General features: G+C 70.8%; 25 protein-coding genes and 1 riboswitch. Of the genes, 17 read left to right on the forward strand and 8 right to left on the reverse strand.

Going from position 1 to position 22,384, the window contains the following annotated elements:
• The first annotated feature begins 118 nt into the window (after positions 1-118).
• The 5 genes from napA (at position 119) to BJ958_RS26410 (ending at position 3,711) form a co-directional block, all read left to right on the forward strand.
• On the forward strand, positions 119-421 hold the full coding sequence (gene napA / locus BJ958_RS26390) for a nucleoid-associated protein NapA (RefSeq protein WP_179729723.1): 303 nt from the start codon (positions 119-121) through the stop codon (positions 419-421).
• Between the two features lie 3 nt (positions 422-424).
• Positions 425-958 (forward strand): LytR C-terminal domain-containing protein, encoded by a 534-nt coding sequence (locus BJ958_RS26395; RefSeq protein WP_179729724.1) that lies wholly within the window; start codon positions 425-427, stop codon positions 956-958.
• Positions 959-1,029: 71 nt separating this feature from the next.
• Positions 1,030-1,881: a trehalose-phosphatase gene (otsB, locus tag BJ958_RS26400; RefSeq protein WP_379145852.1), complete on the forward strand. Its 852-nt coding sequence runs from the start codon at positions 1,030-1,032 to the stop codon at positions 1,879-1,881.
• Positions 1,882-1,959: 78 nt separating this feature from the next.
• Positions 1,960-2,104, forward strand: a riboswitch (SAM riboswitch).
• Positions 2,105-2,114: 10 nt separating this feature from the next.
• Positions 2,115-3,401, forward strand: coding sequence for a threonine synthase (gene thrC / locus BJ958_RS26405; RefSeq protein ID WP_179729726.1), 1,287 nt, complete (start codon positions 2,115-2,117; stop codon positions 3,399-3,401).
• 31 nt (positions 3,402-3,432) lie between these two features.
• Positions 3,433-3,711 (forward strand): MoaD/ThiS family protein, encoded by a 279-nt coding sequence (locus BJ958_RS26410; RefSeq protein ID WP_179729727.1) that lies wholly within the window; start codon positions 3,433-3,435, stop codon positions 3,709-3,711.
• 63 nt (positions 3,712-3,774) lie between these two features.
• Here the strand turns inward: BJ958_RS26410 and BJ958_RS26415 are convergent, their stop codons facing one another.
• Positions 3,775-5,376 (reverse strand): AMP-binding protein, encoded by a 1,602-nt coding sequence (locus BJ958_RS26415; RefSeq protein WP_179729728.1) that lies wholly within the window; start codon positions 5,374-5,376, stop codon positions 3,775-3,777.
• Positions 5,377-5,464: 88 nt separating this feature from the next.
• Between BJ958_RS26415 and BJ958_RS26420 the strand changes: the two genes are divergently transcribed.
• Positions 5,465-5,932, forward strand: coding sequence for an OsmC family protein (locus tag BJ958_RS26420; RefSeq protein WP_273520198.1), 468 nt, complete (start codon positions 5,465-5,467; stop codon positions 5,930-5,932).
• A 3-nt stretch (positions 5,933-5,935) separates the two neighbouring features.
• On the opposite strand, the gene BJ958_RS26425 is transcribed toward BJ958_RS26420, so the two are convergent.
• Entirely contained in the window at positions 5,936-6,604 is a 669-nt protein-coding gene (locus BJ958_RS26425; protein WP_179729730.1) for a hypothetical protein, read from the reverse strand.
• An 87-nt stretch (positions 6,605-6,691) separates the two neighbouring features.
• Here BJ958_RS26425 and BJ958_RS26430 point away from each other — a divergent pair, with 87 nt between their 5' ends.
• The 4 genes from BJ958_RS26430 (at position 6,692) to BJ958_RS26445 (ending at position 10,412) form a co-directional block, all read left to right on the forward strand.
• Complete coding sequence (locus BJ958_RS26430; RefSeq protein ID WP_179729731.1) at positions 6,692-7,528, forward strand: SGNH/GDSL hydrolase family protein; 837 nt, start codon at positions 6,692-6,694, stop codon at positions 7,526-7,528.
• On the forward strand, positions 7,525-8,382 hold the full coding sequence (locus BJ958_RS26435) for an ATP-grasp domain-containing protein (RefSeq protein ID WP_179729732.1): 858 nt from the start codon (positions 7,525-7,527) through the stop codon (positions 8,380-8,382). Before BJ958_RS26430 ends, BJ958_RS26435 begins: the two co-directional genes overlap by 4 nt.
• 102 nt (positions 8,383-8,484) lie before the next feature.
• Complete coding sequence (groL, locus tag BJ958_RS26440; protein ID WP_179729733.1) at positions 8,485-10,113, forward strand: chaperonin GroEL; 1,629 nt, start codon at positions 8,485-8,487, stop codon at positions 10,111-10,113.
• A 101-nt stretch (positions 10,114-10,214) separates the two neighbouring features.
• Entirely contained in the window at positions 10,215-10,412 is a 198-nt protein-coding gene (locus tag BJ958_RS26445) for a hypothetical protein (RefSeq protein WP_179729734.1), read from the forward strand.
• Between the two features lie 188 nt (positions 10,413-10,600).
• Here the strand turns inward: BJ958_RS26445 and BJ958_RS26450 are convergent, their stop codons facing one another.
• The 5 genes from BJ958_RS26450 to BJ958_RS29275 all read right to left on the reverse strand — a co-directional run bounded on the left by BJ958_RS26450 (position 10,601) and on the right by BJ958_RS29275 (position 15,285).
• Positions 10,601-11,083, reverse strand: coding sequence for a hypothetical protein (locus BJ958_RS26450; RefSeq protein ID WP_179729735.1), 483 nt, complete (start codon positions 11,081-11,083; stop codon positions 10,601-10,603).
• Positions 11,084-11,578, reverse strand: a complete 495-nt coding sequence (locus BJ958_RS26455) for a hypothetical protein (RefSeq protein ID WP_179729736.1) — start codon at positions 11,576-11,578, stop codon at positions 11,084-11,086.
• The gene (locus tag BJ958_RS26460) at positions 11,575-12,777 is read right to left on the reverse strand and encodes an ImmA/IrrE family metallo-endopeptidase (RefSeq protein WP_179729737.1); all 1,203 of its coding nucleotides are present in this window, start codon (positions 12,775-12,777) and stop codon (positions 11,575-11,577) included. The genes BJ958_RS26455 and BJ958_RS26460 overlap by 4 nt, the downstream gene beginning before the upstream one ends.
• Positions 12,778-13,221: 444 nt before the next feature.
• The gene (locus BJ958_RS26465; protein ID WP_179729738.1) at positions 13,222-14,700 is read right to left on the reverse strand and encodes a hypothetical protein; all 1,479 of its coding nucleotides are present in this window, start codon (positions 14,698-14,700) and stop codon (positions 13,222-13,224) included.
• Between the two features lie 12 nt (positions 14,701-14,712).
• On the reverse strand, positions 14,713-15,285 hold the full coding sequence (locus BJ958_RS29275; protein ID WP_343052814.1) for a VOC family protein: 573 nt from the start codon (positions 15,283-15,285) through the stop codon (positions 14,713-14,715).
• A 322-nt stretch (positions 15,286-15,607) separates the two neighbouring features.
• Here BJ958_RS29275 and BJ958_RS26475 point away from each other — a divergent pair, with 322 nt between their 5' ends.
• Genes BJ958_RS26475 through BJ958_RS26505 form a run of 7 tightly spaced genes read left to right on the forward strand, consistent with a single transcriptional unit; the run spans position 15,608 to position 21,156 of the window.
• Positions 15,608-15,934: a cupin domain-containing protein gene (locus tag BJ958_RS26475; protein ID WP_179729739.1), complete on the forward strand. Its 327-nt coding sequence runs from the start codon at positions 15,608-15,610 to the stop codon at positions 15,932-15,934.
• A gap of 9 nt (positions 15,935-15,943) precedes the next feature.
• Positions 15,944-16,504, forward strand: coding sequence for an NTP transferase domain-containing protein (locus BJ958_RS26480; protein ID WP_179729740.1), 561 nt, complete (start codon positions 15,944-15,946; stop codon positions 16,502-16,504).
• A 7-nt stretch (positions 16,505-16,511) separates the two neighbouring features.
• Complete coding sequence (locus BJ958_RS26485) at positions 16,512-16,724, forward strand: hypothetical protein (protein WP_179729741.1); 213 nt, start codon at positions 16,512-16,514, stop codon at positions 16,722-16,724.
• Between the two features lie 53 nt (positions 16,725-16,777).
• On the forward strand, positions 16,778-17,656 hold the full coding sequence (locus BJ958_RS26490; RefSeq protein ID WP_179729742.1) for an AAA family ATPase: 879 nt from the start codon (positions 16,778-16,780) through the stop codon (positions 17,654-17,656).
• The gene (locus BJ958_RS26495) at positions 17,653-18,774 is read left to right on the forward strand and encodes a vWA domain-containing protein (protein ID WP_179729743.1); all 1,122 of its coding nucleotides are present in this window, start codon (positions 17,653-17,655) and stop codon (positions 18,772-18,774) included. Before BJ958_RS26490 ends, BJ958_RS26495 begins: the two co-directional genes overlap by 4 nt.
• Positions 18,767-19,885: an XdhC family protein gene (locus BJ958_RS26500; protein ID WP_179729744.1), complete on the forward strand. Its 1,119-nt coding sequence runs from the start codon at positions 18,767-18,769 to the stop codon at positions 19,883-19,885. The genes BJ958_RS26495 and BJ958_RS26500 overlap by 8 nt, the downstream gene beginning before the upstream one ends.
• A 32-nt stretch (positions 19,886-19,917) precedes the next feature.
• Positions 19,918-21,156, forward strand: coding sequence for a sigma-54-dependent transcriptional regulator family protein (locus tag BJ958_RS26505; RefSeq protein WP_179729745.1), 1,239 nt, complete (start codon positions 19,918-19,920; stop codon positions 21,154-21,156).
• Between the two features lie 14 nt (positions 21,157-21,170).
• Here the strand turns inward: BJ958_RS26505 and BJ958_RS26510 are convergent, their stop codons facing one another.
• Positions 21,171-22,328, reverse strand: coding sequence for a CaiB/BaiF CoA transferase family protein (locus tag BJ958_RS26510; RefSeq protein ID WP_179729746.1), 1,158 nt, complete (start codon positions 22,326-22,328; stop codon positions 21,171-21,173).
• Between the last annotated feature and the right edge of the window lie 56 nt (positions 22,329-22,384).

The raw sequence follows: 22,384 nt of genomic DNA on the forward strand, positions 1-22,384 counted from the left end.
GCGTGAGCCTAGGGTGAGGGCGGCCGGCGCGGCCGAATGACATCGTTGTGATTCGCGGGTTACAGTACTGATCAGAAGACCTGTCGACCTTCCCCACCTGATGCGTCGAGGAGACCCCATGACCGCCGAGCGCAAGACCCAGGAGAACGCCGCCGACGCGGCCGCTCCCGGCGGCCTCAGCGACCGCGATCGCGCCATCCTCGAGTTCGAACGGCAGTGGTGGAAGTACGCCGGGGCCAAGGAGAGCGCCGTGCGTGAGCAGTTCGACATGAGCGCCACCCGCTACTACCAGGTGCTCAACGCGCTGATCGACCGCCCGGAGGCCCTCGAGGCCGACCCGCTGCTCGTGCGCCGCCTGCGGCGACTGCGCTCGCAGCGTCAGCGGCAGCGGTCCGCGCGGCGCCTGGGCTTCGAGATCTGACCCATGGCCACCGACACTCGCACCCGAGCCGAGCGCGGCGCCGTCCTGCCCTCGCCCGTGGTGCTGCTCAGCATCGTCGCGGTGGCCCTCGCGGCCATCGCCTTCGTCGCCACCCGTGGCGACGGTCCCGCCGAGCGCGACATCTCCGCCACCAAGGCGGCGGCCACCCCGACCGCCACCGCCGACGCGAGCGACGCGGCCACCGACCCGGCCACGACGCCGACCGAGGAGGAGAAGCCCGCGCCTCCGCCGGTCGTGCGCGGCGACCACACGGTCGTCGTCTTCAACAACACCGCGATCCGCGGCCTCGCCGGCCGGGTCTCGGAGAAGGTGGAGGCCGCCGGCTGGAAGGTCGGTGCCACCGACAACTGGTACGGCACCGTCCCCGCGACCACCGTCTACTTCCCCAAGGGCAAGAAGGCCGTCGCCCAGCAGCTCGCCCTGGACCTCGGCATCGCCCGGGTCCTGCCGGCCGACACCGACAGCGACATGAGCGACACGAACCTCACCGTCATCCTCACCGGCGAGCTGGACTGATCGCTCTGATCGGGCCGAGCATTCACCGACCCGTCATCCACTGTCACCGGTGACGTGATGGGATGGGGTGCGTGAGGTTCACGTCCGTCTCCGGTGAGCAGCGCTACGACGCGCTGGTTCGCGTCGCGTCGCGCACCGTCGTCGGCCTGGACTTCGACGGCACCCTGTCGCCGATCGTCGACGACCCGGCGCGCGCGCACATCCACCCGGACGCACCCGAGGTCTTGATGGCGCTGGCCGAGGAGGTCGCCGCGATCGCGGTGATCACCGGCCGCCCGGCACGTCAGGCGCTCGACCTCGGGGGACTCGAGGAGGTCGGCGACGCGCTCGAGGCGGCCGGCAAGGAGCTGTTCGTCTTCGGCCAGTACGGCAACGAGCGCTGGAGCTCCACCCACCGCCGGATCATGGGGGCCCGGCCCCCGCGCGGGCTGGCGACGTTCGAGCGGGACCTGCCCCGCGCGCTGCGCACGGCCGGTGCCAGCGACGCGTACGTCGAGGACAAGGGCCTCGCGGTCGCCGTCCACACCCGGCGGCTGGCCGACCCCGAGGGCGCCTTCGACCGGCTGCTGCCCCCACTGCGCGAGCTCGCCAGCCGGCACGGCCTGGTCCTGGAGCCCGGCAAGTCGGTGATCGAGGTCCGCTCGGCCGGCTCCCACAAGGGCATGGTCGTGCACCGGCTCGCTGCCGTGCTCGACGCCGACGGCTTCCTGTTCGCCGGCGACGACCTCGGCGACGTCGAGGCGTTCGAGGCCGTCGAGGAGCTCGGCCAGCGTGGCCTGGCCACGTTGCGGGTGTGCTCGGCGTCCGACGAGCAGAGCGCCCTCGTCGCGCTCTCCGACGTCGTGGTGCACGGGCCCACCGGCGTGCTGGACCTGCTCCGGCAGCTCACGAGCGACGCGCGCGCGGCCCGTCGTACGTCCTGAGTCTCATATTCCGGACGACAGTCTCGACATCCGGGACCCCGATTGGGTGTCCGCGGTGGATCGCCCCTAGGCTGAGCGTGCTCATCCAGAGGGACTGAGGGAACGGCCCTGAGAAGTCCCGGCAACCGCCGCGAACTCCCGTCTGACACCTGCTCGCAGGGGTCGGCGTCGCGGAAACGGTGCCAAATCCGACCCGCGCGAGAGTCGCCGGGACAGATGAGAAGGAGGAATCCATGAGCGCCGTTGTGACCGAGTCGCCCGAGACGACCGAGACCACCAAGCCGGGACTGCGCGAGGGTGCGTTCGGCAACGCGACCGCCCTGTCCTGTCGCGAGTGCGGCCACCAGGTCGACCTGGGCCCGTTCTACGCCTGTCCGGAGTGCTTCGGCCCGCTGGAGATCGCCTACGACTTCCCGAAGGTCACCCGCGAGGAGATCGAGGCCGGCCCGCGCAACATCTGGCGCTACAAGGCGCTGCTGCCGGTCCCGAGCGACATCGAGACCAGCCCCAACACCGAGCCCGGGTTCACCCGGCTGCTCAAGGCCGACAACCTCGGTCGTGAGCTCGGCATCGCCAACCTGTGGGTGAAGGACGACACCACCAACCCCACCAACTCCTTCAAGGACCGCGTCGTCGCCTGCGCCCTCAGCGCCGCCCGCGAGCTCGGCGCCAAGGTCTTCGCCTGCCCCTCGACCGGCAACCTCGCCAACGCCGTTGCCGCGGCCGGCGCCCGCGCCGGGATCAAGACGGTCGTGTTCATCCCGAGCAACCTCGAGCACGCCAAGCAGGTCAACTCCGCGATCTTCACCGACGGCCTGGTCGCCGTCGACGGCAACTACGACGACGTCAACAAGCTCGCCTCCGAGATCGCCGGCGAGGAGGAGGGCTGGGCCTTCGTCAACGTCAACGTGCGGCCCTACTACGCCGAGGGCTCGAAGACGATCGGCTACGAGATCGCCGAGCAGCTCGGCTGGCGCCTGCCCGACCAGGTCGTCATCCCGGTCGCGTCCGGCTCCCAGCTGACCAAGGTCGACAAGGCCTTCCAGGAGCTGATCAAGCTCGGCCTGGTCGAGGACAAGCCCTACCGGATCTTCGGCGCCCAGGCCACCGGGTGCGGCCCGGTCGCCACCGCCTACAAGGCCGGCACCGACGCGATCCGCCCGGTCAAGCCCGACACCATCGCCAAGAGCCTGGCCATCGGCAACCCGGCCGACGGCATCTACGTCCTCGACATCGCCCGCCGCACCGGCGGTGCCGTCGAGGAGGTCACCGACGACGAGATCCGCGCCGGCATCGTGCTCCTGGCCCGCACCGAGGGCATCTTCGCCGAGACCGCCGGTGGCACGACGACCGCGGTCACCAAGAAGCTCGTCGAGACCGGCCAGCTCGACCCGAACCTCGAGACCGTCGTCGTCAACACCGGCCACGGCCTCAAGACCCTCGACGCGATCGCCGACCAGGTCGGCGCCGCGGCGACCATCGCGCCGAGCTACAAGGCCTTCAAGGCCACCGGCATCTGAGCACACCCCCACCAGCAGAAGAGAGCGCACCATGGCAGTCAGCGTCCGGATCCCCACCATCCTCCGCACCTACACGGGCGGTGAGTCCGAGGTCAGCGCCACCGGCGCCAACCTGGCGGAGATCCTCGACGACCTCGACGCCAACTACGCCGGCATCAAGGGCCGGATCCTCGACGAGGACGGCAAGCTGCGCCGCTTCGTCAACGTCTACGTCAACAACGACGACGTGCGCTTCGAGCAGGAGCTCAGCACCCCGACGCCCGACGGCGCCGAGGTCTCGGTGATCCCCGCGGTCGCCGGCGGCTGCTGACTCACTCCGACGACGAAGGCCTCCACCGCAGCGGTGGAGGCCTTCGTCGTACCCGCGGAGGTCTCAGCCCAGGAGCTGAGCCGCCAGGGCTGCGCTGGCCGGGTAGTCGACCTTGCTGACGGGGGTGCGCGGCACCTCGTCGATGAACAGGATCGTCTTGGGCACCTTGTAGTTGGAGATCAGCGCCCGGCAGTGGTCGCGCACGTCGTCCTCGGTCAGCGTCGATCCCTCCCGCCGCTGGACCAGTGCGGTGACCTGCTGGCCCCAGCGCTCGTGCGGGGTGCCGACGACGACCGCGTCGAAGATGTCGTCGTGGCGCAGCAGCACCGCCTCGACCTCCTCGGGGTGGACCTTCTCGCCACCGGTGTTGATGCACACCGAGCCGCGGCCGAGCACCGTCACCGACCCGTCCTCCTCGCGGCGTGCGAAGTCGCCGGGGATCGCCCAGCGCACGCCGTCGATCTCCTTGAACGTCGCGGCCGTCTTGACCGGGTCCTTGTAGTAGCCGAGCGGAACCGGGCCGGAGCGGCCGAGCATCCCGTCGACACCCACCGGGCAGGGCTTGAAGTCGGCGTCGAAGACCTCGACCTGGTCGGTGACGGTGAACCGCGGCGCGCTCTGGCCGCCGTCGGTGCCGTCGTCCATCCGGGAGCCCGCGGCGCCGGACTCCGAGGAGCCGTAGGAGTCGAGGATGAACCGGCCGGGCAGGGCGCGGCGGATCTCCTCGCGCACGCCGTCGGAGAGGGGAGCGGCGCCGTTGGACACCGCGGCCAGGCTGGACAGGTCCCAGCGGTCGGGCTCGGCGAGGATCGCCTCGGCGACCGGGCGGCCCATCGCGTCGCCGAGGAAGGTCAGCGAGACGACCTTCGCCTTCTCGACGAGGTCCAGGATCTTGGCGGCGTCGAAGTGCGGCTCGGTGTAGAGCGCGACGGTCTGGCCGGCGACGTGCGCGTTGCCGAGGATCCACTGGCTGCCGCCGTGCATCATCGGGCCGCAGGCCAGCAGCACCATCGGGTTCTCGGTGGCGCTCGCCTCGGCGACCAGCTGCTCGACGGAGTCCAGCGGGGCGCCGTACCGCGCTGCGTTGAGGGCGGCGCGGATCAGGTCCTCGTTGCGCCACACCACGCCCTTCGGGTGCCCCGTCGTGCCACCGGTGTAGAGGACGTAGTGGTCGTCGGCGCTGCGGCCGGTGACCTTCCGCTCGGGGGAGGAGGCGGCGAGCGCGGCGTCGTACTCCTCACCGAGGACGATCGTGTGCCGCAGGGTCGGCAGGTCGAGCTCGGCCACCGCGGCGACGTGCTCGGGCGCGACGATGGTCGCGACGCAGTCGGCGTTGCCGTAGAGGTAGGCCAGCTCGTCGTGGAGGTACTTGTAGTTGATGTTGATCGGCACCGCGCGCGCCTTGAGGCAGCCGTAGAGCGCGTCGACCCACTCGATCCGGTTGGTCGAGTGGACGGCGACGTGCTCGCCGGGCTGGATCCCGAGCTCCACGAGGTGGTTGGCCAGGCGCGTGGCGCGCTCGTCGATCTCCGCGAAGGTCCACACCCGGTGGCCGGTGTGCACGGCCGCCCGGTCGGGCAGGGCGTCGGCCATGGCCTCGAGCACGTCGGCGAGGTTGATCGGGCGCGCAGCGGTGCCGGTGGTGGCGTCTGTGGTGGGGGTCACAGGAGAAGAGTGCCAAACTAGAACAAGTTCCTGCCAGTGGACGTCCCACTCCGTGCACCCTGTCCGTGCCGGTGGGGACAATGGCCCGGTGACCGACCACCACTACGCGCTCGACCTGGTCTGGCAGGGCAACCGCGGCACGGGCACCTCCGGCTACCGCGACTACGACCGCACCGTCCTGCTGACCGCGGCCGGCAAGCCCGACCTGCTCGGCTCCGCCGACCCCACCTTCCGGGGCGACGCCTCGCGGTGGAACCCCGAGGAGCTGCTGCTCGCCGCGCTCGCCCAGTGCCACCTGCTCTCGTACCTCCACTCCGCCGTCAACCACGGCGTCGTCGTGGTCGCGTACGACGACAGCCCGGTCGGCACCATGGAGCAGGTCGGCCAGGGCGGCCGGTTCACCTCGGTGACGCTGCGCCCGAGGGTGAGCGTGGCCGACGCGTCGATGGCCGAGGTCGCGCAGCGGATCCACGGCGAGGCCAGCGCCAACTGCTTCATCGCGGCGTCGGTGAGCTTCCCCGTCGGCCACGAGCCGACGGTGCTCGTCGCGGACTGACGCTCAGGCCCGGCGGATGGTCGGCAGCAGGTCGGCCAGCCGGGAGCTCGTCTCCGACGGATCGGCGGTGGTGATGGTCAGGTTCGCCACCCGACCGCCGGTGAGGATCATCAGCGAGGCGCCGTGCTGCGTGAGACTGCCGGCGGTGATCGAGTAGTGGATGACCCGGCCCGGGCCGGCGGCGGTGTCGACGTCCTCGACCCGGTCGATGGACGAGGTGACCGTCGCGTACTGCGAGCGCATCTCGGCCTCGGACGGCAGCGAGGTGCCGGCCGTGGAGACGTTGAGGTTCCCGGACAGGCCGACGAGGAACACGTCGAAGTCGTCGAGCGAGCTGGCGAACTGCTCGCGGGTCAGTCCCATCCGGTCCAGCAGCTCCTGGAGCTCGGTGCTGCGGGCCGTGCCCTGCAGGTCCTTCGCCGTCCACGGCGCCCAGCCCGCCGGAGCGGTGAACCGGATGCCGGCGCGCGCGGCGACGACGACGTTCGCCTTCCTCTGCTTCTTCTCCTTCGGCCTCGCCTGCGCCGACGGGGCGCTCTTCCCGCCGTCCGACGGACCGAGCGGTGAGGACGTCGACGGGATCAGGATCTTGTCCTCCTCGGCGACCGGTTCCCCGCCGCACCCGGCGAGCAGGACGGCGCAGACGAGCACGACCGAGAGACGCGAGAGCATGCCCGGATCGTAGGCGGGAGGTGCCCGACACCGGGGAGAAACCCCGATGCCACGGTCCGTTCAGGCCGGTCTGGTTCAAAGGCAGCCATGAGCCGCACCCGCACCTTCCTCGTCGCCGCCGGTGTCGCCCTCGCCGGGATCGGCGTGACGACCGGTGGTGGCCGCGAGCTGCTGCGCCGCCAGGCCGCGATCGCCCGCGCCCGGATCGGGAAGCCGCTGGGCGAGCAGGCGATCCCGGCCGACAAGGTCTGGAAGAAGAAGTCGTACGACGGCCCGCCGCTGCACCTGCTCGTCCTCGGCGACTCGATCGCCGCCGGGCTGGGTGCCGAGCGCGCCAAGGACACCCTCGGCGCGCGGATCGCGCGCGGCCTCGCCGGGGAGGTACGCCGACCGGTCGCGCTGCGGACCGCGGCGGTCGTCGGCTCCGAGAGCTCGGCGCTGGCCGGGCAGCTCGACGGGCTGCCGGCCGGGTACCGCGCCGACGTCGCGGTGATCGTGATCGGCGGCAACGACGTCACCCACCGGGTCCCGGTGGCGACCTCGGCAGCACAGCTGGAGGAGGCGGTCGCGCGGCTGCGGGCCGCCGGGACCGAGGTCGTGGTCGGCACCTGCCCCGACCTGGGCGCGCTGCGGCCGGTCCCGCAACCGCTGCGCTCGCTCGGCTCACGGATGTCGCGCCAGCTCGCGGCCGCGCAGGCCGAGGTCGCCGTACGCAACGGGGCGCACGCCGTCTCGCTCGCCCACGTCGTCGGCCCCTTCTTCATCACCAACCCCGACGAGATGTTCAGCCTGGACCGGTTCCACCCCAGCGCGCTGGGCTACAAGCGCACGGCCAAGGCGCTGCTGCCGTCGGTGCTGCTGGCGCTGGGGCACGCGGAGCGGGTGCCGTTCGGGCACCTGGCGCCACCTAGCGTGGGGGCATGACCACCGTCCTCCTCGTGACCTTCGACCTGATGCCCGACGGCGAGCCGGGCGGGGCCGCGCTGGCACCCGCGCTGGCGGCGCACGGCATCGACGCCCGCTGGGTGCGCTGGGACGACCCCGCCGTCGACTGGGCGGGTGCCGACCTGGTCGCGGTCCGCTCGACCTGGGACTACCACCGCCGGCTGCCCGCCTTCCTCGCCTGGGCACGGGAGGTGGAGGTGGTGACGCCCCTGCTCAACGGGGCCGAGGTGTTCGCCTGGAACGCGGACAAGGCCTACCTGCTCGAGCTCGCGGACGACGTCCCCACGGTCCCGACGATGCTCCTCGACGACACCGACTGCGCCGGCGGGATCGCGAAGGCCCTGGCCCGGTGGGGGAGCGTGGTCGTGAAGCCGCGCACCGGCGCGGGCGGCGTCGGCGTCGTGGTCGTCGAGAGCATCGACGACGCCCGGCTCGAGGGCCTGGTCGCCGGACCGTGGATCGCGCAGCCGCTCGTCGCGTCGGTGCGGACGACGGGGGAGTCGTCGGTCTACGTCCTCGACGGGGTCGCGGTCGCGCAGGTCGACAAGGTCGCGGCGGCCGGCGAGGTGCGCGTGCACGAGCTGTACGGCGGCACGAGCCGGCCCGTCGTGCTGGACCCGGAGCGGGCGGCTGTCGCCGAGGGCGTCGTACGGGCGGCGGCGAACCGGCGGGGTGCGGACCTGGCCTACGCGCGCGTCGACCTGATGGCCTGGGAGGGGGCCTGGTCGGTGAGCGAGCTCGAGCTGATCGAGCCCGGCCTCTACCTCGACGTCGACCCGGACAACGCGGAGCGGTTCGCGACCCTCGTCGCGGGCCGCCTGGCCCGCTCCTGAGACCCCCTTCTCCTTGCACTCGCCATGGTCGAGTGCTAAACATGATGCTGGCACTCTCGCCTTGAGAGTGACAACGGACATCGCGAAGGAATCGCAGGAGTTATGTCGAAGCTGATTGCTTTCAACGAGGAGGCCCGCCGCGGTCTCGAGCGTGGCATGAACACGCTCGCGGACGCCGTCAAGGTCACCCTGGGCCCCAAGGGCCGCAACGTCGTTCTGGAGAAGAAGTGGGGCGCCCCCACGATCACCAACGACGGTGTCTCCATCGCCAAGGAGATCGAGCTCGAGGACCCCTACGAGAAGATCGGCGCCGAGCTGGTCAAGGAGGTCGCGAAGAAGACGGACGACGTCGCCGGTGACGGTACGACCACCGCGACCGTCCTCGCCCAGGCGCTGGTCCGCGAGGGCCTGCGCAACGTTGCCGCCGGCGCGAACCCGATGGGTCTCAAGCGCGGCATCGAGGCCGCCGTCTCCGCCGTCTCCGAGCAGCTGCTCGGCATGGCCAAGGACGTCGAGACCCGCGAGCAGATCGCTGCCACCGCCACCATCTCCGCCGGTGGCGACGCCACCGTCGGTGACGCCATCGCCGAGGCGATGGACAAGGTCGGCAAGGAGGGCGTGATCACGGTCGAGGAGTCGAACACCTTCGGCATCGACCTCGAGCTCACCGAGGGCATGCGCTTCGACAAGGGCTACATCTCGGCGTACTTCGTCACCGACCCCGAGCGCATGGAGACCGTCCTCGAGGACGCCTACGTGCTCATCGCCAACAGCAAGATCAGCAACGTCAAGGACCTGCTGCCGCTGCTGGAGAAGGTCATGCAGTCGGGCAAGCCGCTCGTCATCCTCGCCGAGGACGTCGACGGCGAGGCGCTGTCGACCCTGGTCGTCAACAAGATCCGCGGCACCTTCAAGTCCGTCGCCGTCAAGGCCCCGGGCTTCGGCGACCGCCGCAAGGCCATGCTGCAGGACATCGCGATCCTCACCGGCGGCCAGGTCATCTCCGAGGAGGTCGGCCTCAAGCTGGAGACCGCCGGTCTCGAGCTGCTCGGCCAGGCCCGCAAGGTCGTCATCACCAAGGACGAGACCACCATCGTCGAGGGTGCCGGCGACGCTGCCCAGATCGAGGGCCGGGTCAACCAGATCCGCGCCGAGATCGAGAAGTCGGACTCCGACTACGACCGCGAGAAGCTGCAGGAGCGCCTCGCCAAGCTGGCCGGCGGCGTGGCCGTCATCAAGGTCGGCGCGGCCACCGAGGTCGAGCTCAAGGAGCGCAAGCACCGCATCGAGGACGCCGTCCGCAACGCGAAGGCGGCCGTCGAGGAGGGCATCCTCCCCGGTGGTGGCGTCGCGCTGGTCCAGGCCGGTGCCAACGCGTTCGACAAGCTCGAGCTCGAGGGTGACGAGGCCACCGGTGCGAACATCGTGAAGGTTGCGCTGTCCGCCCCGCTCAAGCAGATCGCCGTCAACGCCGGCCTCGAGGGTGGCGTCGTCGCGGAGAAGGTTGCCAACCTCCCCGCCGGCCAGGGCCTCAACGCCGCCACGGGCGAGTACGTCGACCTGCTGGCCGAGGGCATCATCGACCCGGCCAAGGTCACCCGCTCGGCGCTGCAGAACGCCGCGTCGATCGCCGCGCTGTTCCTCACCACCGAGGCCGTCGTGGCCGACAAGCCGGAGAAGGCCGCCGCTGGTGGCGACCCGACCGGTGGCATGGGCGGCATGGACTTCTGAGTCCCTCCGCTTCACCTGTTTCACACCACAGGGCCCTCGCTTCGGCGGGGGCCCTGTGGCATTAGTTCGACAGCGCCGACCGGCCGTCCCATGATGGAGACATGGTCGTGCCGGACTGGATCGGTCGCGCCCTCGGACGCCGACAACAGCGCGCGAGGCTCGCGGCGAGGAAGGTCGCCCGGGAACGGGCGGCGGTGCAGGGCGCCGAGCGCTGGGCACAGGAGTCGCACGGTGAGCTGCCGGTCGTGCCGAGCCAGGGGGACCTGATCTGCTTCAACGCGGCGATACATCCCTGCTGATCGCCAGCGAAGGCGGGTCAGCCGGCCAGAGAGTCCACGACTCGACCTCGCTGACGGACCGCCAAGTCGTGGCTGCGCGTCGGGTGCGAAGCGGCTGCTGCACAGGCGCCGTGTGCGGGCCGGCAACTAGCCGTATCGCGGCGAAAGGACACGGGCGCACGACGAGATCACGAGTGATCGCGGGCAGGTCAACGACCGCTGGAGTCGAAGCCAGGAACGAAGGAGAGATCCTGGCCAGGTAGAGACAGGAGGAGTTCGTCGTCGAGGTCGATCTTGAACTCGGCTGCAAGCGCGACGATCTCTTCGCCGACCGAAGTTCGTAGCGCCTCGAGACAGGCCGCAAAGAATGCGAAGTCCTGCTGGAACTTTGACGAGTGCGCACCAGCTGCGGTCACAAAATCTCGCGCGGCCTTCCGCATCCGCTTGAAGGATGCTTCAAGGGTGCCGCCATGCTTGACGTTCGGAATTTCGAGGTTGAGAAGGTCGCGCATCTTCTCCGCTGACAGCCTGCAGAACTCGGGGTCTTCGCGTCGATGGCCATCCGTCAGCAGGCGCATGTCCTCGAATCGGGTGAGCACTCGGCGCACAACGTCCTTGTTCGACTGGACGTACTCAACGTCAAGCGACACTCCCAGCAGTCCGATGCCAGTCAACCGAATCGGGATGCCCATTCAAATCTCCTGTCGAGCGGAATCTGTATCGGAAGGTACTTGTGTTCGGCCGGCGGCGTGGGAGAGTTGCTCTGCGAGGTCCGCCGCACTCAACCACGCGACCTGATGGCGCTCGCAGGCTTCGCGGACTGGGATGTCAGCGGTGACGACTGTGTAGACCTCGCCGATGAGAGACTCGCTAAGCCGTTGGGCGCCGTCGAGGGCGCATGCGATAAGGAGCGGGTCGGCGCAGCCTTCGCCGGCGTACAGGTCGATGAGTTCGAAGTCGTCTGCCGGCACCCGGCCCATCACCTCCTTGAGGTGTTCGAGAACCGAGGGCGTCGTCTTGTACTCAAGCGGGGTCAAGTCGTAACGGTCTGCGTAGATGCCGGCTTCGTGGATGACTTCCGACGGGAACCGGGCCACCTCGCGGAGAAGCGTGGACGTCCGGACGTCTTGCGGCATTTGGAATAGCGCGTTGTTGTCCACGAGGTAGCGATCGAAGTCGATGCTCATGCCGTGGCCGCCAAGTCCCGGACCTCTGAGGTGCTCAGATGGTTGAGGCAGACGCTGCGGCGAAACTCGCCGACATCCAGTCGTCCCGAGCCAAGTTGGATGACCATCCGGCTGAAATATTCAGGGCCGCAATACCGCATGACCGCGTTGATCGGTTTGGCTTTCTGTGCCGGCTTCTTCTCCCGTTGCAGATATACGCGCTCAAGTTCGGCAAGCCAAGCATCGGTGGTCTCGCGGTCAATTAGGTCGAGTTTCCATGCTCGCATCACGAAGGCCGACGGCGTGACTTTGTAGGCCGTTGCGTGCTGCCGCGCGGCGTCGAGGCTAGGTACGGAGACCTTCTTCAGTTCGGCTCGTGGCATGAGAACTTCGCCCGCGACTTCGTACTCGCGCTTGATGGCGCCGTTGCCGGTCTTGTCCTCGAACGTAACGGGGGCGAATGTGCCGTAGCCGACGAGGGCCGCGAGCAGCACCATGGTGAAGATCTTGCGTCCAGCCGGTTCGAAGTCTCCTTCATCACCAGAAGCGAGGAACAGGTACGGAATCTTGTTGTCCTTCACCGCGAGCCCCGAGAACTTGATGCCTTGCGGGACACGCTGCAGCATGTAGCCGGGCTGGTTACGGGACACGAACAACTGGTGGGCTTCGAAGCAGTTGATCAGGAACTCGAATGCCCGCTCTTTCGTGCCGTTCGCGTGCAACTCATCGAGAGTGAACCCAAGCGCTGAGCGCAGGATGTTCGCATCCTCCACCGGGGTCCGTTTGGTCTTGGCAGGCTTGCCCAAGCATCCGACGACCTGGTTCTTCGCCATGTTCGGTTCGAGGCGCTTGAGGTGTTCCTGTTTGCGGAGGAGGTCCTTGACGATCAACTCGACGTCGGCAAGCTGCACCTCGTGTCGTGAGTTCATCGAGAACGCTTGCTTGGACGTGCCTTTGAGCAGCAGATTGGTCTTCCGTTGAACCTGGGATCGGATGTTCTCGACGGGGGCGAAGAACAGGGTCCACGGGATGTCAGCTGCGCGGGCGTGGGCGACGAGGTCGGCCCAATTGATGAATCCGTCCTCGCGGGCGTGTCGAATATCGGCATACCCGCGACGGTGGGAGTTGTCGAAAAGCAGGTCGAATCCAGTCCTAGAAATGGGGACGGTTTGACCGTTGAGCTTGACGAGCAGTTCGTCGCTGGCGTCGGGGTGGGACATCGCTGGGCCTGTTGTAGGTGACGGTGTTCGCCGATCCTCGCGAACAAGTCCCCGCGAGGGTCTGTCCGCGTTCCGGCTCAAACATGTAATCACTGCTCCCTGCCATCTGTGTCAGGTTTCTTCAAATGGGTGCGTGAACCGCGGACGGGACGCTTCGGCCAGGGCTCGCGCCAGCTCAGGCGCCGGCATCGGTCCGGCTGGGGGGCGGAGGGTGCTGCGCGGCGTAGAGATCGCGGGTGATCAAGGATTCTGAAGAACTACTTGGCACCGCGAGCCACTGGCCACGGACCGGTCAATACGTGTCTGGCGGCCCTCGATTCAAGACGCGTCGCACGTTCCGGTCCGGGTCCTTCTGGGCAGAATGACCGAGGAGGCCCAGCCCACCAAGTCACCGGTTCGCTGTCCGGCCGACTCATCCCGGGCGCGCCAGAGCCCCGGCGTCGCTCAGGCTGAGACGGGAGCGGCGTGGACCAGGTCGACGGGTGGGTCGGGGTAGCACTCGCCGAGCACCGTGCCGTCGCGGGCTCGAAGCAGCTCGACGCGGATCGTGCCGCGTGGGGTGACGATGCGGGCGAGGCCGTGGGGCGTGATCCAGCGGTAGGCGGTAAGGCCGAGCTGGCGCACCTGGTAGCCGCCTCCGCCGTCGGGGAGGTGGCCGTGGGTCTTGATCCGATGGTGTCTTCGGGTCAGGGGAGCGGCGTTGTGGTCGCCGGTCTGGTCGGGTGGGCCGCCGCGCACGGGAGGGACGTAGGGAGTGGGGTGGTCGAGGTCGAAGTGCCCGCCGACGCCGGGCGCGTTGGTGGAGTGGGGGAACACGTCACCGCACATCCGCTGGAGGGCGCGCTCACGGACGATGGTGGGGTGCTCGTAGGCGTTCACGCTCGTGACACCGGCGAGGTCCAGCACGGGTTGCACGGTGACGTCGTGGCGGCCGAGGAGCTCGGCGAGCTGCTCGCGCAGGAACGGGCCGAGCCCTTCGACCCGGGCGACGCCGGGAAGGACGCCGGTGAGCGCCAGAGCCGAGACGTGTACGTGGATGACTGCCTTGCGGCGTCGGGCGGGCTTCTTCCTGGGCGGCTCGGGTGAGGGGCTGTCGTCGGCCCCGCCGTCGAGGCCGTCGAGGAACCGTGCGGCGGCGTGCGGGTCGGAGAGGAGCGCGAGCGCCTGGGCACGCAGCTGGGCCCGCGTCGGGGGCTCCTCGTCCGAGGCGCGGTCGTGGTGCGCCTCGAGGGCATCGGCGAGGTCGTCGATGACGGAATCCAGCTGGACCGCGGCACCGGCGGGCAGCTTCGCGGCGAACCGGCGGGTGGCGGCCTCGCCGCCGCCGAGGCGGTCGATGATGTCGCCGGGACGCGGCTTGGAGAGCCAGCACCCGGTCTTCTGGGCGTCCGCGGCGACCCGGGCCTGGTGGGCCGCCAGGTCGGCCTCGATCACCTTCGCCTCGGCGATCCGCAGGATCCGGCCCGGGGACTCCTGCACCGCGGCAGCGACGGCGGCATCGACCAGGCGCACCGCGTCGCGGTCGAGCTCCCGGGACAGCACGGCGACCTTGCGCGCGAGCCAGACCGGCATCCGCAGGTCGAGCACCAGGCTCCACACCGCCGGCAACCGGTGGCGCAGGTCCAGCGCGGCCGCGGCGAGGTTGTGCGTGCTGACGTAGCCGGACTGGAAGGCGATGGCCAGCTCACCGAGGCACAGCTCGGCGACCAGCGGTGTGCCGTCGCCGCCGAGCCGGACCAATCGGTCCCCGCCCCGCGACACCGGTGCGGCGCCGGGGGCGGACTGGGGGTCGTTGCCGTTGCGGTCGCACCACGCCAGCGCCAGCAGGAGCTGGTCGACCTCGGCCTGGCGCCGCTCACGCACGTTGGCCTCGGCGCGCGCCAGCAGCTCTGCCGCTGCCAGCTCGCCCAGGTCCAGGTCCATGCCCACAGTCGATCACGCACCCCCGACACAAACCGGCTCATCCCCATCAAGGGTGTAGGTGGGCGCCCGCGGGCCCATGCGCAGGGGGCGTGGTCCATCGCCGGCCGCGGCATCGCCGACCTGCAGTACCGACGGACAGCCTGACCGACCCGGCGCATCGCGGATCGGGTAGGTCAGCTGCCCCCAGCGATGTTGACCAGCCACGAGGTCCCGAACCGGTCGACGCACATCCCGAACTCGTCGCCCCACGGCTGGGTGGCCATCTCGACCGTCACGGTCCCTCCGTCCGACAGCGCCTGCCAGTAGCCGCGCATTTCCTCGGTGTCGTCCCCGCCGAGGCTGACCGCGAAGTTGTTTCCCGGGCCGCAACGTCTCGCCCGGCAGCATGTCGGCGGCCATCAGCGTGAGGCCAGACGCTGTTTCCAGCTGGCCGTGCATGACCTGGTCGCCTATGCCGTGGTCGTCGGTGCCGAAGTCGCCGAAGTGGTTGATCGTGAGATCGCCGCCGAAGACGTCCTGGTAGAACGCCAGCGCGGCCGAGGCATCACCCGCGAAGCTGAGGTAGGGGTTCAGTCGAGTGGTCATGGACCGACGATAGAGGGCTCATTTCAATCGAGCGTGTCGGAGTTGGGGTCTGAAGCCGCCGGTCTCGAGCAGCGATCTGGCGGTGTGGTTGGTCAGGTTGCGAAACCGAGCGGCGGGTTGGCGTCGGGCGCGTCGGGGTCTTCCGGATGGCGAGCGTGTGAACCTCCATCTTCGGGAGGTCTCGACTCCTACCCGCTCAACGACAGCGCCACCGAACCCACAGCGCTGCATCCTCATCTGGAGAGCCCACAAGCCCGGCCGATGCGGTAGGCATGAGGTGCGGCTCGATCCGCCGTGAAGCGATGTCCGGGAGGAGCACGTCATGGAGTCGACGAACCTGACCGCGCTGGCGGACAGCCAGCTCGAGGCCGCCCGGGCCGCGAGCAGCGGACGTGCCTCCGTCACCGTGTACGGCGGCCGCGAGCACCGGCTGCGGCAGACCTTGATCGCGCTGCGGGCGGGGGAGCGCCTGGGTGAGCACGATGCTCCCGAGGAGGCGACGCTGCAGGTGGTGGAGGGAGAGGTCGCGCTGCACGCGGGTGGCGACACCTGGCGTGGCGGCGTCGGCGACCACCTCGTCATCCCGCCGCAGCGGCACGACCTCGAGGCGATCAGTGACGCAGCGGTGCTGCTGACGGTGGCCAACTAGCCTGACTCCGTGACAACCAGCGGTCTCCTCCTCGCCGCCGGTGCGGGCCGCCGGATGGGCATGCCCAAGGCGCTGGTCCGCGACGACGACGGCACGCCCTGGCTGACTCGATCGGTGCAGGTCCTCCGCGAGGGCGGGTGCGACCGAGTGGTGGTCGTGCTGGGCGCGGGCGCCGACGAGGCGGAGCCGCTGCTCGACGGCCTGGACGGCGTGAGCACGGTCCGCTCGGAGGACTGGTCCTCGGGCATGGGCGCCTCGCTCGCGACCGGCCTGGCAGCCCTCGACGAGGCCGACACCGAAGCCGCTCTGGTCCACCTCGTCGACCTGCCGGACGTCACCGCGGAGGTCGTGGCGCGCGTGCTGGCGACCGCCACGAGTAGTCAGGCACTCGCCCGGGCGTCGTACGACGGCCGCCCCGGTCACCCCGTCCTGATCGGCCGCGACCACTGGCTAGGCGTGATCACGAGCGCCACGGGCGACCAGGGCGCGCGCACCTACTTGGCATCCCACGAGGTGACCCTCGTCGAGTGCGGGGACCTGGCGAGCGGCGCCGACGTCGACCGGCGATGATGGACCGATGACCTCGGGTGCGCAGGGACGGGAAGTGTCGGCCGGGATGCGGCTGCTGGTCATCATGGGCTGCGTCGTCCTCGGCGGCGCGATCGGGACGGTCGCGGCGATCGCGCTCGACGCGTCGAGGGAGGTGGAGACCGTCGCACGCGTGGTGGGCGTCCTGTGCGGCTACGTCGCCAGCCGCACGATCCTGCGCTGGCTCTACACACCCCGCTGACTTCGGCAACAGTTGCCAACCTCCCGCCAACGGCCGCCGCCTAGCCTTGGTGCATGGACACCCGCGTCGCCGATCTCGCCCGCCGGCTGGAGGAGACGGGCTACCTCGCCGACGACGAGCTGGCGACCGTCCTGTTCCTGTCGCTGGAGATGTCGCGCCCGCTGCTGCTCGAGGGTGAGCCGGGCACCGGCAAGACGGCGCTGGCCGAGGCGATCGCGGAGTGCCTGGACCGGCCGCTGATCCGGCTGCAGTGCTACGAGGGCATCGACGCGACGCAGGCGCTCTACGACTGGGACTTCCCGCGCCAGATCCTGCACCTGCGGGCCCTGGAGGCGCTGTCGGGGAGCACCAAGGGTGACGTGGAGGAGGCCGAGAAGAGCCTGTACGACGAGCGTTTCCTCCTCGCGCGACCGGTCCTGGCCGCGCTGCAGCAGAGCCCGGCGGTGCTGCTCATCGACGAGGTCGACCGGGCCGACGACGAGTTCGAGGCGTTCCTGCTCGAGGTGCTCTCCACGTTCCAGGTGACCATCCCCGAGCTCGGCACCGTGCAGGCCGCGACGCCGCCGACGGTCGTGCTCACCTCCAACCGCACCCGCGAGCTGCACGACGCGCTCAAGCGACGCTGCCTCTACCACTGGATCGACCACCCGGGCCTGGAGCGCGAGGTCGCGATCGTCCGGTCGCGGGCGCCGGAGGTCAGCGCGACCCTGGCTCGCCAGGTGGTCGAGGTCGTGCAGCAGCTGCGGGCCGGCACCGACCTGCTCAAGCCGCCGGGCGTCGCCGAGACGCTCGACTGGGCGCGGGCCCTGCAGCACCTCGGCACCACCGACCTCGACGTCGAGACCGCGGCGCGGACCCTCGGCGCGCTGGTGAAGTACCGCGACGACGCCGAGCGGGTGCGCGCCGCGCTCGACCGGATGCTCGCGCGATGACCACCGCGACCCTGACCCACCAGCCCGACGAGATCCTCCTCGGCTTCGCCACCGCGCTCCGGGCGGCCGGCGTACCCGTCACCCAGGACCGCACCCGCGCCTACCTCGACGCCGTCGCCCTGGTCGGCCTCGGCGACCGTACGGCGACCCGCGCGGCCGGGCGCGCGACGCTGTGCGCGACCCCGGAGGACCTCGAGCGCCACGACCGGGTGTTCGACCAGTGGTTCGACCGCGACAACACCACGCCCACCGTCCGTCCCCGCACCGAGCGGCAGCAGCCGACGGCGTCCCTGCTGCCCGACGAGCAGTCGGCCGCAGGTGGCGGGCCCGACGAGGACGACGACCCGGTCAAGGCGGCGGCCAGCGCGACCGAGGTGCTGCGCCACCGCGACGTCGCCACCATGGACCCCGCCGAGCGGATCCGGCTCGCGGCCATGTTCGCCAACCTCCGCGTCACCCTGCCCACCCGCCCGACCGCCCGTCGTACGCCGCACCGCCGCGGCGACGTCGACGCCTCCCGGACCCTGCGCGCCAGCCTGCGCCGGATGGGGGAGCCGGCCGAGATCCACCGCCGGCGGCGCGCGACCCGACCGCGCCGGGTGGTGCTGCTGGTCGACGTGTCCGGCTCGATGAGCGGGTACGCCGACGCGCTGCTCCGCCTCGCCCACCGGGTCGTCAACGCCGGCCCCGGCGTCGAGGTGTTCAGCCTCGGCACCCGGCTCACCCACCTGACCCGCGCCCTCAGGCGCCGCGACCCGGACCGGGCGATCGCGGCCGCGGGCGACGTCGTACCGGACTGGTCGGGCGGTACCCGGCTCGGCGAGACGCTCAAGGCGTTCGTCGACCGGCACGGCCGCCGGGGCATGGCCCGCGGCGCGGTCGTGGTGATCTTCAGCGACGGCTGGGAGCGGGGCGACACCGCGCTGCTGGCCGAGCAGGTCGACCGGCTGCACCGGCTCGCCCACAAGGTCGTCTGGGTCAACCCGCACCGTGGCAAGGACGGCTACGCCCCGGTGCAGCAGGGGATCGTCGCCGTCCTGCCCCATGTCGACGCCTTCCTCGCCGGGCACTCGCTGGCGACGTTCGCCGACCTGCTCGAGGAGGTACGCCGTGCGTGAGGTCCTGCCCCAGCTGCTCGCCTGGTGGGAGGCGGGGGAGAGCGTCGGGATGGGCACCGTCGTGGCCACCTTCCGCTCCGCCCCGCGCCCACCGGGCGCCTCGATGCTGGTCGGCCCCGACGCGTCCGCGGTCGGCTCGGTCTCGGGCGGCTGCGTCGAGGGCGCGGTCTACGACCTGGCCCAGACGGTCACGGCCTCCGGCACCCCGACCCTGCAGCGCTACGGCGTCTCCGACGACGACGCGTTCGCCGTCGGCCTGACCTGCGGCGGCATCCTCGACGTGTACGTCGAGAAGGTGGACCGGGAGACCTTCCCCGAGCTCGCCGACATCGCCGCCGACATCGAGGCCGGCCGCCCGGTCGCGGTCGCGACCGTCGTCGACCACCCCGACCCGGCGTACGTCGGCCGGCGCACCGTGATCCGCCCCGACGAGTCCCCGACGGGCTCGCTGGGAAGCCAGCGCATCGACGACGCCGTGCGCGACGACGCGCTGGGCCTGCTCGCCTCCGGCCACAACGGCACGCTGAGCTACGGCCCCGACGGCGAGCGCCGCGGGGAGGGCATGCGGGTGTTCGTGTGGGCCTTCGCCCCCGCGCCGCGGATGCTGGTCTTCGGTGCCATCGACTTCGCCGCCGCGGTGGCGCGGGTCGGCGGGTTCCTCGGCTACCACGTCACGGTGTGCGACGCGCGACCCGTGTTCGCGACGACCAGCCGGTTCCCGGGCGCCGACGAGGTGGTCGTCGAGTGGCCGCACCGCTACCTCGCCGCCGAGCAGGAGGCCGGTCGCATCGATGCCCGCACGGTGGTCGCGGTGCTCACGCACGACCCGAAGTTCGACGTTCCCCTGCTCGAGGTGGCGTTGCGGCTGCCCGAGGTCGGCTACGTCGGCGCGATGGGCTCGCGGCGCACGCACGACGACCGGATGGAGCGGCTGCGGGAGGCGGGCCTGACCGAGGACGAGCTGGCCCGGCTGCGCAGCCCGATCGGCCTGGACCTCGGCGCCCGCACCCCGGAGGAGACCGCGATCAGCATCGCCGCGGAGATCGTCGCCGGCCGCTGGGGTGGTTCGGGGGAGCCGCTGGGGACGTTGAGCGGTCGCATCCACGCGTGATCGGCGTCACAAGCGGGAGTAGTCTGCAGGGCATGGACGAGCTCGACCAGCGTCGGCGGCGCGCGCTCGCCGCCTGGACCACGTGGGTCGAGGAGGGCGACGGTGCGCTGACCCAGGTGCGTCCCGAGATCCTCGACAGCTGGACCCGCTCGGGGGCCTCCGTCGCCCGCGACGTGATCCAGGCACCGCTGGCCGACGAGTCGGAGACCCGCTCCTTCTGGAAGGGCTCGCCGCTGCAGATCGCGGTCGAGCGGGTCGAGGACGAGCTGCGCCGCACGGCCGAGGACGGCGACCTCGTCCTCGCGGTCACCGACCCCGACACCCGCGTGCTGTGGACCTACGGCGGCCGCGTGATGCGGCGCAAGGCCGAGACCGTGAACTTCGTGCCCGGCGGGCGCTGGGACGACCGCTCCGTCGGCACCAACGCCCTCGACCTGGCCAACCGGCTGGACCGGCCCTCGATGGTGTTCAGCGCCGAGCACTACGCCCCGATCGTGCACAACTGGGTGTGCTGGGCCGCGCCGCTGCACGACCCGGTCAGCGGCACCAAGCTCGGCGTCCTCGACATCTCCACGACCTGGGAGCGCACCCACCCGATCGGCCTGGCCACCGCCCGCGTGCTCGCGCGGCTGGTCGAGCAGGCACTGCCGCGCACCCACTTCTACGAGGAGGCCGCGCCGCCCGAGGAGACCAGCGAGCCGGGGCTGGTGCTCAGCCTGCTCGGCACCGCCGAGGCCCGCGTCGACGGCCAGCGGCTGCTGCTCAACCGCCGCCAGACCGAGATCCTCTCGCTGCTCGCGCTGCACCCCGACGGGCTCTCGCTCGACCAGTTGCACGCGATGCTCTACGGCGACCACGCGGTCACCTTCTCCACGCTGAAGGCGGAGGTGTCCCACCTGCGCGCCGCGCTGGCCGGTCAGCTCGCGTCGCGTCCCTACCGGCTGCTGATGCCGATCGCGACCGACGTCGACCACGTGCTCGCGCTGCTGCGCCGCGGCAACGTCGCCGCCGCCGTCGAGGCCTACGGCGGCGACCTGCTGCCCGGCACCGAGAGCCCGGCGCTGGTCGAGATGGGGGAGTACGTCGCCGTCGCGGTCCGCGAGGCGCTGCTCGCCGACCCGCAGCCCGACGCGGTGCTGCACTACAGCGAGCTGGCGCCGTACGACACCGCGGTGCTGGAGGCCTGCCTCGCCGAGCTCGGCCGTGAGGGCCGGCTGCGGCACCCGGCGATCCCGCTGCTCAAGGCGCGGCTCGCGGTCGCCGACGCCTGAGCACCGCGATCAGCTCAGGAGTCGAGCCACTCCCGGATCGACTCGTTGTGCTGCCCGAGCGTGGGCGGCGCGACGTGCTGCTCGCGGCCGCCGGCGAAGGCGTTGTCGTCGAAGCGCAGCGTCGGTCCGGGCAGCTGGATGTTGCCGAGCGTGGAGTGCTCGACGTCGATGAGCAGGCCCTGCGAGCGGGTCTGCTCCCAGGCGTAGACGTCGTCGAGGCTGCGCACCTTGCCGGCCGGTACGCCGGCCTTGTCGAGGCGCGCGAGGACGTCCTCGGCGTCGAGCGGGGCCAGCAGCTCCTCGATGAGCGCGATCACGGCGTCGCGGTTCCGGACCCGCTCAGGGTTGGTCGCCATGCCCTCGCGCTCGGGGTCGATGCCGAGCTCGGCGCACAGCGCCTGCCACAGCTTCTCCGACCCGCAGGCGATCTGCACCGGGGCGGTCGCGGTCGCGAACATGCCGTACGGCGCGATCGACGGGTGGTGGCCGCCGGCCAGCCCGGGGACCTCCTTGGCGACGGTCCACTTGGTGCCCTGGAAGGCGTGCACGCCGACCATGCCGGCGAGCAGCGAGGTGTGAACGACGCGGCCACGGCCGGTGCGCTCGCGCTCGTAGAGGGCCGACACCACGCCGTACGCACCGTTCATGCCGGCCAGCAGGTCGGCGATCGGCACGCCGACCTTGGTCGGCTCGGTGAGGCCGGTCAGCGACATGAGGCCGCCCTCGCCCTGCGCGATCTGGTCGAAGCCGGAGCGCGTCGCCTCGGGGCCGTCGTGGCCGAAGCCGGTGATCTGCAGGACGATCAGCCGCGGGTTGAGCTCGTGGAGGCGGGAGACCGGGAAGCCGAGGCGGTCCAGCACGCCGACCCGGAAGTTCTCCATCAGCACGTCGGCGCGCTCGACCAGCCGGGCCAGCACGTCCTGGTCGGCGGGGTCCTTGAGGTCGAGGGTGATCGACTCCTTGTTGCGGTTCGCCGAGAGGAAGTACGTCGACTCGCGCTCACCCTCGGTGGGGTCGACGAACGGCGGACCCCAGGTGCGGGTGTCGTCGCCCCCGGGGCTCTCGACCTTGATCACGCGGGCGCCGAGGTCGCCCAGCATCATCGCCGCATGGGGGCCCGCGAGAGCGCGAGTGAGGTCGAGGACCAGGACGTCGTCGAGAGGTGCGGACATGGGTCGACCCTAGTGACGACGGCTCCACGGGTGCATGGCAGGTCTTGCCAACAGAT

The sequence above is a fragment of the Nocardioides kongjuensis genome (genome assembly GCF_013409625.1).
GTDB lineage: Bacteria > Actinomycetota > Actinomycetes > Propionibacteriales > Nocardioidaceae > Nocardioides > Nocardioides kongjuensis.